The sequence below is a fragment of the Micromonospora sp. FIMYZ51 genome (assembly GCF_038246755.1).
Classification (GTDB): Bacteria; Actinomycetota; Actinomycetes; order Mycobacteriales; family Micromonosporaceae; genus Micromonospora.
Genome location: NZ_CP134706.1, coordinates 865,571 through 880,640 on the forward strand (window position 1 = coordinate 865,571; position 15,070 = coordinate 880,640).

Here is a 15,070-nt window from a genome sequence, read left to right on the forward strand (position 1 = left end):
GGTCATCGGGCCTCCCCGGCCGGGGTCGGGGTGAGTTCGGTGACCCGACCCTCGGCGACCCGCAGCACGCGGTCGACGCCGGTGAGCAGCGCGGGCCGGTGCGCGACGAGCAGCGCGGTGCGGTCCTCGACCAGCCGGTGGGTGGCCGACAGCACCGCGGCCTCGGCGGCGGCGTCGAGGCGTGCGGTCGGTTCGTCGAGCAGGACCACTGGCGCGTCCCGCAGGAACGCCCGGGCCAGGGCGACCCGTTGCCGTTGTCCGCTGGACAGGCCGTGCCCGCGCTCGCCCAGCCGGGTGTCCAGCCCGGCGGGCAGCGCGGCGACCACGTCGTCGAGGAGGCGGCCCGGACCGCGGCGGCGACCCGGGCCGCCGGGGCGTCGGGGGTGCCGAGGCGGATGTTCTCCGCAAGCGAGGTGGCGAAGAGGTGGGCGCGCTGCGGCACCCAGGCCACCTGTCGGCGCCAGCCGTCGAGGTCGGCGTCGGCGAGGTCGACCCCGCCGACGGTCACCCGGCCGGTGGTCGGTGCGACGAAGCCGAGCAGCAGGTTCAGCAGGGTGGTCTTGCCGGCACCGCTCGGGCCGATCACCGCGATCCGTTCACCCGGCCGGATGGTGAGCGTGACGTCCCGCAGCGCCGTGGTGCGCTCGTACGCGACGGTCACCGACTCGAACCGGATCTCGCCGCGCCCGTCCGGCAACGCCCCGGTGTGGGCGGCCGGTGCCGGCGCGGAACCGGAGAGCGTGAGCGCCTCGTCCAGCGCGGTGAGCCCCTCCATGCTGGCGTGGAACCGGCTGCCGGCCGCCCGCAGTGGCAGGTACGCCTCCGGGGTGAGCAGCAGCACCAGCAGCGCGGTTTGCAGGGTCAGCCCACCGCCGAGCAGTCGGATGCCCACCGGCACCGCGACCAGCGCCACCGACAGGGTGGCGACGAGTTCCAGCACCAGGGCGGAGAGGAAGGCGATGCGCAGGGTCTTCATGGTGGCCACCCGGTGCCCGTCGGCCATCCGGCGGACCGCCTCGGTCTGCGACCGGGCGCGGCCGAAGGCGCGCAGCGTGGGCAGCCCGGCCACCATGTCCAGGAAGTGCCCGCCGAGCCGGGACAGCCGCCGCCACTGGCGTTCGGTGGCGGCCTGGGCCTGCCAGCCGAGCAGCGCTCCGAAGATCGGGATGAGCGGCAGGGTGAGCGCGATGATCACCGCTGAACTCCAGTCGGCGAAAAAGACCCGACCCAGTACGGCGACCGGCACGGTGACGCTCAGCACGAGCTGCGGCAGGTACCCGGTGAAGTACGCGTCCAGGGCGTCCAGTCCGCGACCGGCGAGGGTGGCCAGTTGCCCGGCCCGCTGGCCGGCGACCCAGCCGGGCCCGTGCCGGGCGACCGCACCGAGCAGGTCGGCCCGGAGCGTGGCCTTGACCGTGGCGGCCACCCGCGCCGACACCGCTCCCTGCGCCCAGACCAGCACCGACCGGGCCGCCACGGCGGCGACCAGGCCGGCCAGCGCGGTCCGGTCCAGCCGCCCGGTGAAGGCGGTGGCCAGCAGCGTGGCCAGGAAGGTCGCCTGCGCCACGACCAGCCCGGCGGCGAGCACGCCGAGCAGCGCGAGCAGGGCGAGGTCACGTCGGGCCGCGGGGACCCGGCGCAGCAGCCGCGGGTCGAAGGGGCGGCGGTTCACCAGTACACCGGTGCTCTGCCGTCGGTTCGTCCCCGGAAAATCCACCAGCTCATCGCCTGGAAGCCTAGTAGGGCCGGTAGCAGCGGCAGCGCCAGCCAGCCCAGCAGGCGCAGCGTCGGGGCGCTGGCTGCCGCGTCGGCCACGGTCAGGGAGGCACCGGGATCGACCGTCGACACCAGCGCGTACGGCCACAGGGTCGCCCCGACCAGCAGCACCGGCAGCGCGAGGGCGGTGGCGGTGGCGGCGAAGGCCACGCCGGACCGCCGCCGGCCCAGCGCCGCCCGCGCCACAAGCAGGGCCGCGACCAGCGCCAGCCCGAGCAGTACGCCGATCGCGGGGCGTTGCGCGGCGGCGCGTACCCGGTCGGAGAGCAGGCCGAGGACGGCGGCTGCGGTGACCGCGATGATCGCGGCGACGACGAGCCGGCGGGCCAGCGGGCGGAGTCGGGCGCCCTCGGCGGCCGGCAGCCGCAACGTGAGGAAGGTCGCACCGTGCGCCGCGACCAGGGCGAGCAGGGCGAGCGCGCTGGCGGCGGCGAACGGAGTGAACAGGTGCGCCACCCCGACCACGTGCCCGTCGGCGTGCCGGGGTACGCCCTGGAGCAGCCCGGCGAGCACGACGCCCCAACCGAGCGCGGCGAGCAGGCTGCCCACCACGATCACCCGGTCCCAGCCGGCGCGGGCCGACCGGCCCGCCGGTCGGCTGCGCAGTTGCACCCCGGCGGTCACCAGGATCACCCCGGCCAGGGCGGCGACCACGGCCGGGTAGCTGCCGGCGAGCAGTTCCCCCTCCAGCACCGGAAACGCGCCGAACAGGATGCCCACGGCGGCCACCAGCCAGACCTCGTTGCCGAGGAAGAACGGCCCGACCGCGTTGAGGGCGGCCCGCCGCCGGGTCGGGTCCGCGCCCCGCGCCAGCAGCAGCCCGACGCCGTAGTCGTAGCCGCCGAGCACCAGGTAGCTGGCGAAGAAGAGGCCGAGCAGGGCGTACCAGGCGAGTTCCATCGCAGTTCTCCCTCAGACGAAGGTGGGCTCGGGGTGGGCGTCGTCGGTGGCCGGATGGGCCGGCGGACGGCCGAGAGCGGGATCGGCGGCGCCTCGGGCGGCGTGTCGGGCCAGCAGCACCCAGTTGGTGACGGCGAGGGTGCCGAGCAGCAGCGTGAAGCCGGTAAGTGAGGCGGCCATCAGCCATCCGCTGATCGGGGAGACGGCCTGGTCCACCGGCAGCAGCCCGTACGCCACCCAGGGCTGGCGGCCGATCTCGCGGGCGAGCCAGCCCAGGATCAGTGCCACGAACGGCACCGGCACGGCGAGCACGAGCAGCCAGAGCGGAACCCGGAGCCGGATGATCCAGTCCCGCCAGAGCAGCGGCAGCAGCAGCCAGAGCAGGCCGAGACCGAAGCCGATCAGGATCATGAACCCGAGCCCGACGTTGGCCAGTACCGGCGGCAGGTAGTCGCCCGGCCCGAACCGGGCGGTCCAGTCGGCGATCAGCGCCTCGGCCTCGGGGGTCTCGCCGCCGAACTTGGTCGGCTGCACCACGTTCACCGACCCGAACTGGGCGAAGCCGAAGCCCTGCACGAGGCCGATCGACAGCGTGGCGGTGACCACACCGATCCGCAGCGAGGTGCGGAACAGGTCGTAATCGGTGGTGCGCCGGAGCAGGTGCCAGGCGCTGATCCCGGCCATCAGCAGCCCGCCGGTGAGCAGGGCGGCCGACACCACGTGGCCGAGCGCCATCCCCAGCGCCGGGTTGGTCAGCAGCGCGGAGAAGTCGGTCAGGTGGGCGACGCCGTCGCGTACCTCGTAGCCGACCGGGTTCTGCAACCAGGAATTGGCCACCATGATCCAGAACGCCGAGGCGTACGCGGTGAGCGCGACGCCGTACAGCAGCGCGAGGTGTACGCCCCGGCGCAGCCGGTGCCAGCCGAAGATCCACATGCCGAGGAAGGTCGACTCCAGGAAGAAGGCGACGAGCGTCTCGATGGCAAGCGGAGCGCCGAAGACGTTGCCGACGTAGCGCGACAGCCCACTCCAGTTCAGCCCGAACTGGAACTCCATCACGATGCCGGTGGCGATGCCGAGCACGTAATTGATCACGTAGAGCTGTCCCCAGAACCGGGTCAGCCGCTCCCAGCGGTGGTTGCCGGTGACCAGCCAGGCGGTCTGCAACCCGACGAGGAGGGTGACCAGGCCGAGGGTGACGGCCACGAAGAGGAAGTGCACCGACGCGGTCGCGGCGAACTGTAGGCGGGCGAGGAGCAGGGTGTCCATGACCGGCTCTCCTGAGGGGATCAAGTGAGATAGGGAGCCTACACGTAGAGACGCTACCTATTGCGCCGCGCGACGACCGGAGCCCGCATGATCAGGGTCAATTCAGGGTGGTCAGGTGGTCAGGTGGTCAGCTCAGGAAGAGCGAGATCGGCAGATAGGCGGCGGTGGTGGTCACCGCCAGCGCGACGGCACCGAGCAGCCGGGGCGGGCGCTCGGTGACCAGCAGCCGCTGCACGCGTACGTCCAGGTCCCGGTCGCCCAGGCCGAGCGCGCCGGTCGGGGTGATCCGGTTCTCGGCGGCGGCGAAGCGCCGCAGCGCCCCGGCCAGCGGCGCCTCGGCGTGCAACTCCCGCGCCTTGTCGTCGGCCCGCATCTCGACCAGCAGGCCGACCCGCTCGTGTGCCTGCCGGACCCAGCGCACCCAGGGCAGCGCCCGGCACAGCGCGGTGAACGGCAGCAACACCAGGTCGTGCCGCTCCTGTGCGTGTGCTCGCTCGTGGGCGAGCACCGCCGCCAACTCGGCCCGGTCGAGCAGGTTCAGCGTGCCGGCGCTGACCACCACCCGGGGCCGCATCCCCGGCAGGCAGTACGCGGCCGCGCCAGGGTGATCCAGCACCAGCGCCCCGGGCACGGTGGGATCCCGCCGGGCCACCAGGGTGAGCAACTCCCGGTGCCGGCGCTGGGCGCGTACCGTGCCGTGGATGCTGCGTACCGTCGTGGTGAGCAGCACCGCCCCGATGCCGAGACCGACGCCGACCAGCCCCAGGTGCACGACGCCCAGCTCGGCCGGCAGGGTGTTGTGCCACAGGTCGCCGGCGAGCGCGAGCAGGGCGCTGCCGGTGCCCCGCTGGTAAGGGGTCAGCCCGAGCGATATCGGCAGGCCCACCGCGCTCAGGCCGGCGCCCAGGCCGACCGCCTGCCAGCAGAGGATCGCCACCCGGGGGCTGCGCCACGTCCAGGTGGACCGAGCCAACACCTGAGCGATCAGCCAACACGCCACCATCGAGGCGGCGAAGTGCAGGGTGTGGGCCACGGCGTCGCCCCTACCGTTCGGCCGTCTCGCCGGCCCGACCCGGCCGGGACGCCGGATCGGCCGCAGGTGCCTCGACCCGATCGGTGAGCGGCCCGCCGTCCGCCGGGCTCGACGCCATCCCGGCCTCGGCGGAGAGGGCGGCGCGCAGCACGTCGGCCTCGGTGCCGGTGACCGAGCGGGCGAACCGGACGAGCGCCGCGTCCCGGCTGCCGCCCAGGTCCAACGCCTCAAGCATGAGCTGGGCGATGTACGCCTCGCGGCTGGCCGCGGCCCGGTACCGCCAGGCCCGACCCTCGCGCTCGCGCTCGACCATGCCCTTGCCGGCGAGCCGATCCAGCACCGTCATCACCGTCGTGTACGCCAGCTCGCGCCCGTCCAGCGCCTCGGCCACCTCCCGCACCGTGACGCCGTGCGACGCGCCGGGGGCGCCGTCCCACAGCACATCCATCACCGCGCGTTCGAGGTCACCGAGCCGAGTCACGCCGCAATCCTACCCCCCGTAGTAGTCCCCGCCCCTGGGGCAGCACCCCTGAAGCCGTAACCCAAGCTCGGACCGCGCCCAGGTCAGGTTTCCGGGGAGCCCCGCCCGCGCAGGGATCAAGCCTGACCGCCCGGAGCGGGCGGGGCTCCCCGGAAACCCTCCACAGCGCGAACCGGGAACTCAGACCCCCTTCGGGTGCCAGACCGTCTTCGTCTCCAGCAACGCGGTCATCCGGCTCAGGCCCGGATCCGCCGACCAGTCGTGATCGGCGGGCACCGGCCGGAGCACCCGCTTGAGGTTCTCCGCCGCCTTGACCTCCAGATCGGCCGCCAACTCCGGGTCGGCCACGCCGGTCAGGTCGATCGCGTTGACGTCCATGTGCGCGGCAAGCGTCGGCACGGTCTCCGGCAGCCGGCCGGTGAGGATGTTGACCACACCGCCGGGCAGGTCGGAGGTGGCCAGCACCTCGGCCAGGGTCACCGCGGCCAGCGGGGCGGCCGGCGAGGCGGCCACCACCACGGTGTTCCCGGTCACGATCGCCGGGGCGATCACGCTGACCAGGCCGAGCAGCGCCGGTGCCTCGGGAGCCACCACCGCCACCACGCCGGTCGGTTCCGGCGCGGAGAGGTTGAAGTACGGCCCGGCCACCGGGTTGGCACCGCCGTAGACCTGCGGCAGCTTGTCCGACCAGCCCGCGTACCAGACCCAGCGGTCGGTCGCCGCGTCCACCTCGTCGCCGGGTACGCCGAGGGCGACGAACTGCTCGCGCCGACCTTCCAGCATCTCGGCCACCCGGTAGAGAATCTGACCCCGGTTGTACGCGGTAGCCCCGGCCCACCCCTTGCCGGCGGCGCGGGCGGCGACCACGGCGTCCCGGGCGTCCTTGCGGGAGGCCAGCGACACGTTGGAGTCCTGCACGAGATACGACCGTCCCGACTCGCTACGCGGGAACTTCCCGCCGATGAAGAGCTTGTACGTCTTGCGTACCGCGACCCGCTCAGACATTGAGGTACGCCTCCAGCCCGTGCCGGCCACCCTCGCGGCCGTAGCCCGACTCCTTGTAGCCGCCGAACGGCGAGGTCGGGTCGAACTTGTTGAACGTGTTGGCCCAGACCACGCCGGCCCGCAGCCGGTCGGCCAGCCAGAGAATCCGGGAGCCCTTGTCGGTCCAGATCCCGGCCGACAGCCCGTACGGCGTGTTGTTCGCCTTCTCCACCGCCTCGGCCGGGGTGCGGAAGGTGAGCACGGAGAGCACCGGGCCGAAGATCTCCTCGCGGGCGATCCGGTGCGCCTGGGTGACCCCGGTGAAGATGGTCGGCGCGAACCAGAAGCCGCGCTCGGGCAGCTCGCACGGCGGCGACCAGCGCTGCGCGCCCTCGGCGGCACCGGCCTCGGAGAGTTCCTTGATCCGGGCCAGCTGGGCGGCCGAGTTGATCGCCCCGATGTCGGTGTTCTTGTCCAGCGGGTCGCCGACGCGCAACTGGGCCATCCGGCGCTTGAGCGACTCCAGCACCTGCTCGGCGACCGACTCCTGAACCAGCAGCCGGGAACCGGCGCAGCAGACGTGGCCCTGGTTGAAGAAGATGCCGTTGACGATTCCCTCGACCGCCTGGTCGATCGGAGCATCGTCGAAGACGATGTTCGCGGCCTTACCGCCCAGCTCCAGGGTGAGCTTCTTGCGCGTACCGGCGACCGCGCGGGCGATGGCCCGGCCGACGTCGGTGGAACCGGTGAAGGCGACCTTGTCCACGCCGTCGTGCTCCACCAGCGCCCGGCCGGTGTCGCCGGCACCGGTGACGATGTTGACCACGCCGGGCGGCAGGTCGGCCTGCTGGCAGATGTCGGCGAAGAGCAGCGCGGTCAGCGGGGTGGTCTCGGCCGGCTTCAGCACCACCGTGTTGCCCGCCGCCAGCGCGGGGGCGATCTTCCAGGCCAGCATCAGCAGCGGAAAGTTCCACGGGATGACCTGCGCGGCCACGCCGAGCGGCTGCGGGTTCGCCCCGAAGCCAGCGTGCGGAAGCTTGTCGGCCCAGCCCGCGTAGTAGAAGAAGTGCGCGGCGACCAGCGGCAGGTCGACGTCGCGGGACTCCCTGATCGGCTTGCCGTTGTCAAGCGACTCCAGCACGGCCAGCTCGCGGGAACGCTCCTGGATGATCCGGGCGATCCGGTACAGGTACTTGGCCCGGTCCCGGCCCGGCATCGGACCCCAGACCTTCTCGTACGCCTGCCGAGCGGCACGGACCGCGCGGTCCACATCCTGCGCGCCACCCTCGGCGATCTCGGCCAGCACCTCCTCGGAGGCCGGGTTCACCGACTTGAAGCTGCCGCCGTCGGCCGGGTCGACGAACTTGCCGTCGATGAACAGGCCGTAGGACGGTTTGAGGTCCACCACCGAGCGCGACTCGGGGGCGGGAGCATATTCGAACATCGCGGTCAGTCCAGGGTGAAGTAGTCGGGACCGGCGTAGACGCCGGTCTTCAGCTTGGTGCGCTGCATCAGCAGGTCGTTGAGGAGGCTGGACGCGCCGAAGCGGAACCAGTCCGGGTCCAGCCAGTCCGGCCCGACGGTCTCGTTGACCATGACCAGGTACTTGATGGCGTCCTTGGTGTTCTTGATGCCGCCGGCCGGCTTCACACCGACCTGCCGCCCGGTGGCGGCCCGGAAGTCGCGGACCGCCTCCAGCATCACCAGAGTCACCGGCAGGGTGGCCGCGACCGGGACCTTGCCGGTGGAGGTCTTGATGAAGTCGCCGCCGGCAAGCATCGCCAGCCAGGAGGCACGGCGCACGTTGTCGTACGTGGCCAGCTCGCCGGTCTCCAGGATCACCTTGAGGTGCGCGTCGCCGCAGGCTTGCTTGGTCGCCACGATCTCGTCGTACACCTCGGCGTAGCGGCCGGCCAGGAAGGCACCCCGGTTGATCACCATGTCGATCTCGTCCGCGCCCGCCCCGACGGCCGCACGGGTGTCGGCGAGCTTGACCTCCAGCGGTGCCTGACCGGACGGGAAGGCGGTCGCCACGCTGGCCAGGTGGACCTTGCTGCCGCGCAGCACCTCGGCCACGTGCGGGACCATCGACGGGTAGACGCAGACCGCGCCGACGTGCGGGCAGGACGGGTCGGCCGGGTCCGGGCGCAGTGCCTTGGCGGCGAGCGCCCGCACCTTGCCCGGGGTGTCCGCGCCCTCAAGCGTCGTCAGGTCGACCATCCGGATGGCGAGATCGATCGCCTGGGCCTTGGCGGTGGTCTTGATGGATCGGGTGCCGAGTTGGGCTGCCCGCTGCTCCGCGCCGACCTGGTCCACGCCCGGTAGGCCGTGCAGGAAGGTCCGCAGAGCGGTCTCGGATCGTCCCAGTTCGGTGAGGTCCGACCGGGCCGACGTCGCTGTCGCCGTCATGGCTCGAAGTCTACGCAGGTCGACCTGGAGTGATCTTGATCACGGCAGCTGCTGGGCGCGCAAGGGTGAGCGACGTCGCTGGTCCGGGCCGGGCCGGTCGCGGCAGCCGCCCGGGCAGGTAGGTTGAGCGATCGTGGACGTACTCGTCATTGACCATCCGCTCGCCCAGTCCCGGCTGACCGCCATGCGGGACGAACGGACCGACTCCGCCTCGTTCCGGGCCGCGCTGCACGAACTCACCACCATGCTGGTGTACGAGGCAGCCCGCTACTTCCCGGTCGAGAAGTACCCGGTGCGTACCCCCGTCACCGACACCGACGGCACCCGGCTGGCCAACCCGCCGCTGCTGGTGCCGGTGCTGCGGGCCGGTCTCGGCATGGCCGACGCCGCGCTGGGGCTGCTGCCCGAGTCCTCGATGGGCTTCGTCGGGCTGGCCCGCGACGAGGAGACGTTCGCGCCGCGTGCCTACATGGAATCCCTGCCCCGGGACCTGAGCGGCCTGCCGGTGCTGGTCCTCGACCCGATGCTGGCCACCGGAGGGTCGCTGGAGCACTGCTGCCGGCTGCTGGCCGAACGCGGCTGTACCGAGATCACCGTGCTCTGCGTGCTCGCGGCCCCGGCGGGCATCGCGCGGCTGGAGCGCTCCGGCCTACCGTTGCGCCTGGTCACCGCCGCCATCGACGATGGCCTCAACGACAGCAAGTTCATCGTGCCGGGTCTCGGCGACGCCGGTGACCGGCAGTTCGGCGGCATGCCCCGGTTCTGACTCAGCCGGTCAGGGTGTGCGACCAGCTCTGCGGTACGCCACCGGAGAACGGCTGCACGCCGTGGAAGAGCCGAGGCGGCTCGGCGAAGACCAGCGGCAGGAAGTTGGCGTCGCTGGGGCGTACCGGCACCCGGCCGGTGAGCAGGTCCGCCACCGGGTGCCAGGCCAGGGTGCCCTCCGGGCACTCCCGGTACGGCTGACCGGACCACCCGGTGACCCGGAAGACGAAGGCGAACCAGTTCTCCCCGGCCCGACCGAACCCGGGCCAGGAGATGGTGCCGGCCAACTCCAACTCGTGGCAGTCCAGCCCGGACTCCTCCCGGATCTCCCGGGCCATCCCGGCGGCGGCGTCCTCGCCCGGCTCCAACTTGCCGCCGAGCCCGTTGCAGTAGCCCAGGTGCAGGTCGTCGGGGCGCCGATCACGGTGCACCAGCAGCACCTGACGCCGGTCCGGGGTGAGCAGATAGCCGAGGGTCGCCATGATCGCCTGCACCCGGACACCGTACGTTCATCGCTTCCGGTTCGGACCGGGCCGCGCCGTGTGGCGGGGTGGATTTGACCCGCGACGAGTGGGGTGCAGGGACTAGCGTCTCGGAACATGACTGGTGTGCCGCTCGCCGAGGAGTTGCTCCTGCTCGCGTACGACGACGAGACCGGCAAGTCGACGATGCCACGGATCAGCCTCGACCTCGGGATGGCTGCGGCGGTCCTGATCGAGCTGGCGCTCGCCGAGCGGATCGCGTACGCCGACGGCACCCTGACGGTGGTCGACCCGACGCCGACCGGCGAGCCGATCACCGACGACGTGCTGGCCCGGATCGCCGCCGACACGCCACACAGCCCGTCGTCCTGGGTGCAGCGGCTGCGGCACGGCCTGCGCGACAAGATCCTCGGTGACCTCTGCGACCACGGCGTCGTCCGGGACGTGGACGAGACCGAGTTGGGCTTCATCCACGTACACCGTTATCCGGTGCTGGACCGCTCGGTGGAGGCGGACTCCCGCCAGCGGCTCGCCGCCGCGTTGACCGGCGCCGCCCCGGACGAGCGGACCGCCGCGCTGGCCACCCTGGTCGCCGTACTGCGGATGGAGTCCGCGCTCGGCGTCACCGGCGAGGCCGCCGACCGCGCCCGCCGCCGACTGGCGGAGATCGCCAGCGGTGCCGGCTTCTCCGGCGAGGTGAGCCTTGCGGATTCGGTGGTCCGTCCCTCGGTCGGTCTGGTGGTGGCCGCCCTGGGGCGCGCCGTCGAGGCCGCCCTCGGCCCCCGCCGCTGACCCGTTCCGGCCGCCAGCGGCAGCACCCGGATGGTGATGTTGTGCCGCTTGTCCGACGGTTACCCAGCGCAGCGGGCTGGTGCGCGGCGACTGTTAAAAGGGGGCCCTTCCTATGCACGATGCGTTAATAAGGGGCCCTTCCTTACACGCCCAGGGCGTGGGCGATTTCGGTGCGTAACGTTGCGACGGCGCTCGTCGCGCGGGAGCGTGCCGCGGCGACGTCGCCGGCCGCGACCGGTTGCACCACTTCGAGGTACGCCTTGAGTTTCGGCTCGGTGCCGGAGGGGCGGATCACCACTCGGGCGGTGTCGGTACGCAAGATCACCACGTCCGCCTCCGGGAGCAGGTCCCGGGTCTCGATGACCGGCTGGTCGAGCAGCGTGCCGGGGGTGGTGGCGCGGATGCGGGCCATCGCGTCGGAGATCAGCCGCAGGTCGTCGACGCGTACCGAGAGTTGGTCGGTGTGGTGCACGCCGAACTCGGCGGCCAACTCGTCAAGCCGGTCGGTGAGCGTACGCCCCTGCGCCTTGAGGCCGGCGGCCAGTTCGGCGACGGTAAGTGCGGCGGTGATGCCGTCCTTGTCCCGGACGTGTTCCGGGGCGACGCAGTAGCCGAGCGCCTCCTCGTAGCCGAAGACCAGCGGCTCGGTGCCACCGCCGGCCCGGACGATCCACTTGAACCCGGTGAGCGTCTCGTCGTACGGCAGGCCCCGGGCGGCGCACATCGCCCGCAGCAGCGACGACGAGACGATGGTGGTGGCGTACAGGCCGGTCACCCCGCGCCGCATCAGATGGTCGGCGAGCAGTACGCCCACCTCGTCCCCGCGCAGCATCCGCCAGCCCGACCCCCCGCTCCCGCTTGCGGGATCGCGGACCGCGACCGCGCAGCGGTCGGCGTCGGGGTCGTTGGCGATGGCGAGGTCGGCGCCGGTGGCGTCGGCGAGCGCGACCAGGCGGTCCACCGCGCCCGGCTCCTCGGGGTTGGGAAAGTGCACGGTGGGGAAGCGTGGATCGGGTTCGGCCTGGTCCGGGACCACCCCGGGCACGGGGAAGCCGGCGGCGGCGAAGGCGGCGGTGAGGACGGTCGCCCCGACACCGTGCAGCGGGGTGTACGCCACGTTCAGGTTCCGGGGACCACCGGCGGGTAGCACCTGCACCGCCCGTGCCACGTACCCGGCGACGATCTCGTCGCCGAGCACCTGCCCGGCGGCACCGAGCGGCACCTCGGCAAGCGGGCCGACCGCGCGGATGGCGGCCTCGATGCCGGCGTCGGCGGGCGGCACGATCTGCGCCCCGGCACCCAGCACGCCGCCGAGTTCGGCACCGAGGTAGACCTTGTAGCCGTTGTCCTGTGGCGGGTTGTGGCTCGCGGTGACCATCACTCCGGCGACGGCCCCCAACTGCCGCACCGCGTAGGCCAGCACCGGGGTGGGCAGTGGTCGGGGGAGCAGCAGCGCCGGGCGACCCGCCCCGGTGGCGACCTGGGCGGTCCGGGCGGCGAATTCGCGGGAGCCGCGCCGAGCGTCGTACCCGATCACCAGCGGGCCGGTGCCACCCTGGGCCGCGAGCCAGGCGACCAGCCCGGCGGCGGCCTGGGTGACCACGGCGAGGTTCATCCCGTTGGGGCCGGCGCGCAGCGGCCCGCGCAGCCCGGCGGTGCCGAAGGTCAGCGGCCCGGCGAACCGGTCGGCCAACTCGGGGGCGCTGGCCGGGAGGCGATCGAGCACCGCCCGCAGCTCCGCCCGGTCGGCCGGGTCGGGGTCGTCGGCGAGCCAACGTTCGGCCCGCTCGCGGAGTGTGTCGAGATCAGTGGTGTCCGCCGCCATGGCCTCTTGATAGCACGGCGGCGGATCACCACGGACGCGCGCCCCGGCTCAGCCGGCGGCGGTGAGCTGGAACGACTTCAGCATCTCGTCGTAGATCGGCTTGCTCTCGGCGAAGCGGGCGTCGTTCGAGGTGAGGTAGAACGAGTAGATCCGTCCGTCGTGGGCGACGCCGTGCCACACCCCGTGCCGCATGCTGTCACCCTCGCCGCAGGTGTACTCGAACTCGACCGACGGCTTGCCGGCGAGTTCCCTGGTCTCCTTCGAGACCTGGTTGTACGGCTTGGCGCAGGAGGTCGACCTGGTGCGCAGACCGTTCTCGGCGACCTCCGCCCAGCGGGCCGAGGTGCCGCGCCACTCCTCGTTGAGGATGCGGACCCGGCGGCCACTGTCCTCCGGGTCGGTGTAGTCCACATAGACGGCGCCCTTGGGTGCGGCCTTTTTCCAGCCCTTCGGCACCAGCATCTGCACCCCGCGCCCCGAGTGCTCCTGCATCTCGACGCCGGGGCCCTCCTCGGCGCTGTTGGACGGCTCGGCGAGCGGGGTGGTGGGCGGGGAGTCGTCGCCGCCGGTGAGGGCCACGACGGTGATCAGCAGCAGCAGGGCGAGGCCGCCGGCCGCCGCCAACTGCATTTTGCGCGGCCAGCCCTGCACGGTGGCGACCAGCCGGGCACCGATGGCCTTCGCCCGGTCGAGCGGGCTGGTGCCGGCAGCAGCGGCGGGTGGCGGTGCGCCGTACTGGTGGCTGGGCGCGGCCGGCCACTGGCCGGCGCCGTAACCGCCGCCGCTGAGCTGCTGGCCGGCGCGGTAGCCGCCGAGTTGCTGGGTGGCGTCGGGCTGCCCGCCGCCGTAGCCGAACACCGCGGGCCCGACGCGCTGGGTGGCGTCGGTGCCGATCCGCTGGGTGCTCTCGGCCCCGAACCGCTGGGTCGCCTCGGCACCGCCGATGTGCTGGGTGGCCTCGGCCCCACCGATGCGCTGAGTGGCCTCGGCCCCACCGATGCGCTGAGTGGCCTCTGCTCCGGCGCCGTAGGTGCGACCGGTGGGCGGTGCGGACATCGCGGCGCTCTGCTGCGCCGGCCGGGCCAGCGCGTCGGCGCTGGTGTCCGCCATGGCGCTGGCGCTGGCTGCGGTGGCCACACCGGGACGCTCACCCCGACGCAGCGCGGCGAGCCGGTCGGTAAGCGACTCACCGGGCGCGAGCATCGCCGGGCCGCCGATCTGCCCGCTCGGCTCCGGCTTCTTCGCCGCCGCCGGAGCGGTGACCGGTGCGGGCTGCGGCATCTGCATCACCGAGTACGGGTCGGTCATCGAGTTGACCGCGGCGGCGTTGCTGCTCAGCGGTCCGGCGAGCAGTTCGCGCAGCATGGCGCGGGCGGTGTGCACGTCGAGCCGGCGGGCCGGATCCTTCTCCAGCAGGCCCATCAGCACCCGGGTCAGCGGGCCGCTGCGCTGCGGCGGGGCCGGCGGGTCCTCGACCACCGCGTGCATGGTCTCGATCGGGTCGCCCCGGTCGAAGGGCGGACGCCCCTCCACCGCCGTGTAGAGCGTCACGCCGAGCGAGAAGAGGTCGCTGGGCGGGCCGAACTCCTGCCCCATGGCCCGCTCGGGCGAGATGAAGTGCGGCGAGCCGAGCACCATGCCCGGCGTGGTGAGCTGCACGTCGGTGGGCATCCGGGCCACGCCGAAGTCGGTGAGTACGCAGCGCCCGTCCGAGCAGATCAGCACGTTGGCGGGCTTGACGTCGCGGTGCAGCACGCCGATCGCGTGGGCCACCTCCAGCGCGCCGAGCAGGGCAATGCCGATCTTGGCGACCACCCGCTGGGTGACCGGCCCGTCCTCGATCACCATGTCGGCAAGGCTGCGGGCGTCGAGCAGCTCCATCACGATCCACGGCCGGCCACCCTCGGTGACCACGTCGTAGACCTGCACCACGGCGGGGTGGGCGATGGCGGCGGCGGCGCGGGCCTCGCGCAGGGTGCGTTCGTACATCGCGTCGCGGTCGCTCGGGGCCAGCCCCGGTGGGAGGACGACCTCCTTGACCGCCACGTCGCGGCGCAAGAGTGTGTCTGTGGCCCGCCAAACCGTGCCCATGCCACCGTTGCCCACCGTGGAACGCAGCGAGTACCGGTCACCGATGACGGTGCCGGGTGTCGCGCGTCCGTTGGTAGGGGTGCTGACTGGTCCGCCGCTCCACGTCGGGATCTGAGTCACAGAAAAGCCACCGGGGGAATCGAGGGGGGCTGGGACACAACCTCCCTATCTTGCTGGTTCAGACGCCCGATGCGAAAGCCGGCACGGGGACCGTTTCCGTTACTGCACGGTACGCACTCGCGTTCTCGCGTTCGGTGACGACT

At 72.7% G+C, this 15,070-nt stretch carries 12 protein-coding genes and 1 pseudogene; 2 read left to right on the forward strand and 11 right to left on the reverse strand.

Annotated elements, in window-relative coordinates:
* Nucleotides 1-2 precede the first annotated feature (2 nt).
* From cydD to deoC, 8 genes and pseudogenes are all read right to left on the reverse strand, one after another.
* A pseudogene (gene cydD / locus QQG74_RS04235) lies at nt 3-1,672 on the reverse strand (thiol reductant ABC exporter subunit CydD).
* The gene (locus QQG74_RS04240; RefSeq protein WP_341718983.1) at nt 1,669-2,676 is read right to left on the reverse strand and encodes a cytochrome d ubiquinol oxidase subunit II; all 1,008 of its coding nucleotides are present in this window, start codon (nt 2,674-2,676) and stop codon (nt 1,669-1,671) included. Before QQG74_RS04240 ends, cydD begins: the two are co-directional and overlap by 4 nt.
* Nucleotides 2,677-2,688: 12 nt before the next feature.
* Nucleotides 2,689-3,945 carry a cytochrome ubiquinol oxidase subunit I gene (locus tag QQG74_RS04245; RefSeq protein ID WP_341718984.1) on the reverse strand — a complete coding sequence of 419 codons (1,257 nt, stop codon included), beginning with the start codon at nt 3,943-3,945 and terminating at the stop codon, nt 2,689-2,691.
* Between the two features lie 127 nt (nt 3,946-4,072).
* On the reverse strand, nt 4,073-4,978 hold the full coding sequence (locus QQG74_RS04250; protein ID WP_341718985.1) for a M56 family metallopeptidase: 906 nt from the start codon (nt 4,976-4,978) through the stop codon (nt 4,073-4,075).
* Between the two features lie 10 nt (nt 4,979-4,988).
* Complete coding sequence (locus QQG74_RS04255; protein ID WP_341718986.1) at nt 4,989-5,459, reverse strand: BlaI/MecI/CopY family transcriptional regulator; 471 nt, start codon at nt 5,457-5,459, stop codon at nt 4,989-4,991.
* Between the two features lie 180 nt (nt 5,460-5,639).
* Complete coding sequence (locus QQG74_RS04260) at nt 5,640-6,464, reverse strand: aldehyde dehydrogenase family protein (RefSeq protein WP_341718987.1); 825 nt, start codon at nt 6,462-6,464, stop codon at nt 5,640-5,642.
* Nucleotides 6,457-7,887 carry an aldehyde dehydrogenase family protein gene (locus tag QQG74_RS04265; RefSeq protein WP_341718988.1) on the reverse strand — a complete coding sequence of 477 codons (1,431 nt, stop codon included), beginning with the start codon at nt 7,885-7,887 and terminating at the stop codon, nt 6,457-6,459. The genes QQG74_RS04260 and QQG74_RS04265 overlap by 8 nt, the downstream gene beginning before the upstream one ends.
* Before the next feature lie 5 nt (nt 7,888-7,892).
* Nucleotides 7,893-8,852, reverse strand: coding sequence for a deoxyribose-phosphate aldolase (gene deoC / locus QQG74_RS04270; RefSeq protein WP_341718989.1), 960 nt, complete (start codon nt 8,850-8,852; stop codon nt 7,893-7,895).
* A 133-nt stretch (nt 8,853-8,985) separates the two neighbouring features.
* On the opposite strand from deoC, the gene upp reads away from it, so the two are divergent.
* On the forward strand, nt 8,986-9,618 hold the full coding sequence (gene upp, locus QQG74_RS04275) for a uracil phosphoribosyltransferase (protein WP_341718990.1): 633 nt from the start codon (nt 8,986-8,988) through the stop codon (nt 9,616-9,618).
* 1 nt (nt 9,619) lies between these two features.
* Here the strand turns inward: upp and QQG74_RS04280 are convergent, their stop codons facing one another.
* Complete coding sequence (locus QQG74_RS04280; RefSeq protein WP_341718991.1) at nt 9,620-10,111, reverse strand: 8-oxo-dGTP diphosphatase; 492 nt, start codon at nt 10,109-10,111, stop codon at nt 9,620-9,622.
* A 105-nt stretch (nt 10,112-10,216) separates the two neighbouring features.
* Here QQG74_RS04280 and QQG74_RS04285 point away from each other — a divergent pair, with 105 nt between their 5' ends.
* Nucleotides 10,217-10,891, forward strand: coding sequence for a GPP34 family phosphoprotein (locus QQG74_RS04285; RefSeq protein WP_341718992.1), 675 nt, complete (start codon nt 10,217-10,219; stop codon nt 10,889-10,891).
* 142 nt (nt 10,892-11,033) lie between these two features.
* Here QQG74_RS04285 and QQG74_RS04290 read toward each other — a convergent pair whose 3' ends face one another.
* Nucleotides 11,034-12,716: a phospho-sugar mutase gene (locus QQG74_RS04290; RefSeq protein ID WP_341718993.1), complete on the reverse strand. Its 1,683-nt coding sequence runs from the start codon at nt 12,714-12,716 to the stop codon at nt 11,034-11,036.
* A 48-nt stretch (nt 12,717-12,764) separates the two neighbouring features.
* Nucleotides 12,765-14,927 (reverse strand): serine/threonine-protein kinase, encoded by a 2,163-nt coding sequence (locus tag QQG74_RS04295; RefSeq protein WP_341718994.1) that lies wholly within the window; start codon nt 14,925-14,927, stop codon nt 12,765-12,767.
* Nucleotides 14,928-15,070 lie beyond the last annotated feature (143 nt).

Excerpts from the sequence above, each read along its gene's own strand:
- QQG74_RS04240 (WP_341718983.1), bottom strand. The coding sequence starts at position 2,676 with ATGGAACTCGCCTGGTACGCCCTGCTCGGCCTCTTCTTCGCCAGCTAC.
- QQG74_RS04245 (WP_341718984.1), bottom strand. The coding sequence starts at position 3,945 with ATGGACACCCTGCTCCTCGCCCGCCTACAGTTCGCCGCGACCGCGTCG.
- QQG74_RS04260 (WP_341718987.1), bottom strand. The coding sequence starts at position 6,464 with ATGTCTGAGCGGGTCGCGGTACGCAAGACGTACAAGCTCTTCATCGGC.
- QQG74_RS04265 (WP_341718988.1), bottom strand. The coding sequence starts at position 7,887 with ATGTTCGAATATGCTCCCGCCCCCGAGTCGCGCTCGGTGGTGGACCTC.
- deoC (WP_341718989.1), bottom strand. The coding sequence starts at position 8,852 with ATGACGGCGACAGCGACGTCGGCCCGGTCGGACCTCACCGAACTGGGA.
- QQG74_RS04285 (WP_341718992.1), top strand. The coding sequence starts at position 10,217 with ATGACTGGTGTGCCGCTCGCCGAGGAGTTGCTCCTGCTCGCGTACGAC.
- QQG74_RS04290 (WP_341718993.1), bottom strand. The coding sequence starts at position 12,716 with ATGGCGGCGGACACCACTGATCTCGACACACTCCGCGAGCGGGCCGAA.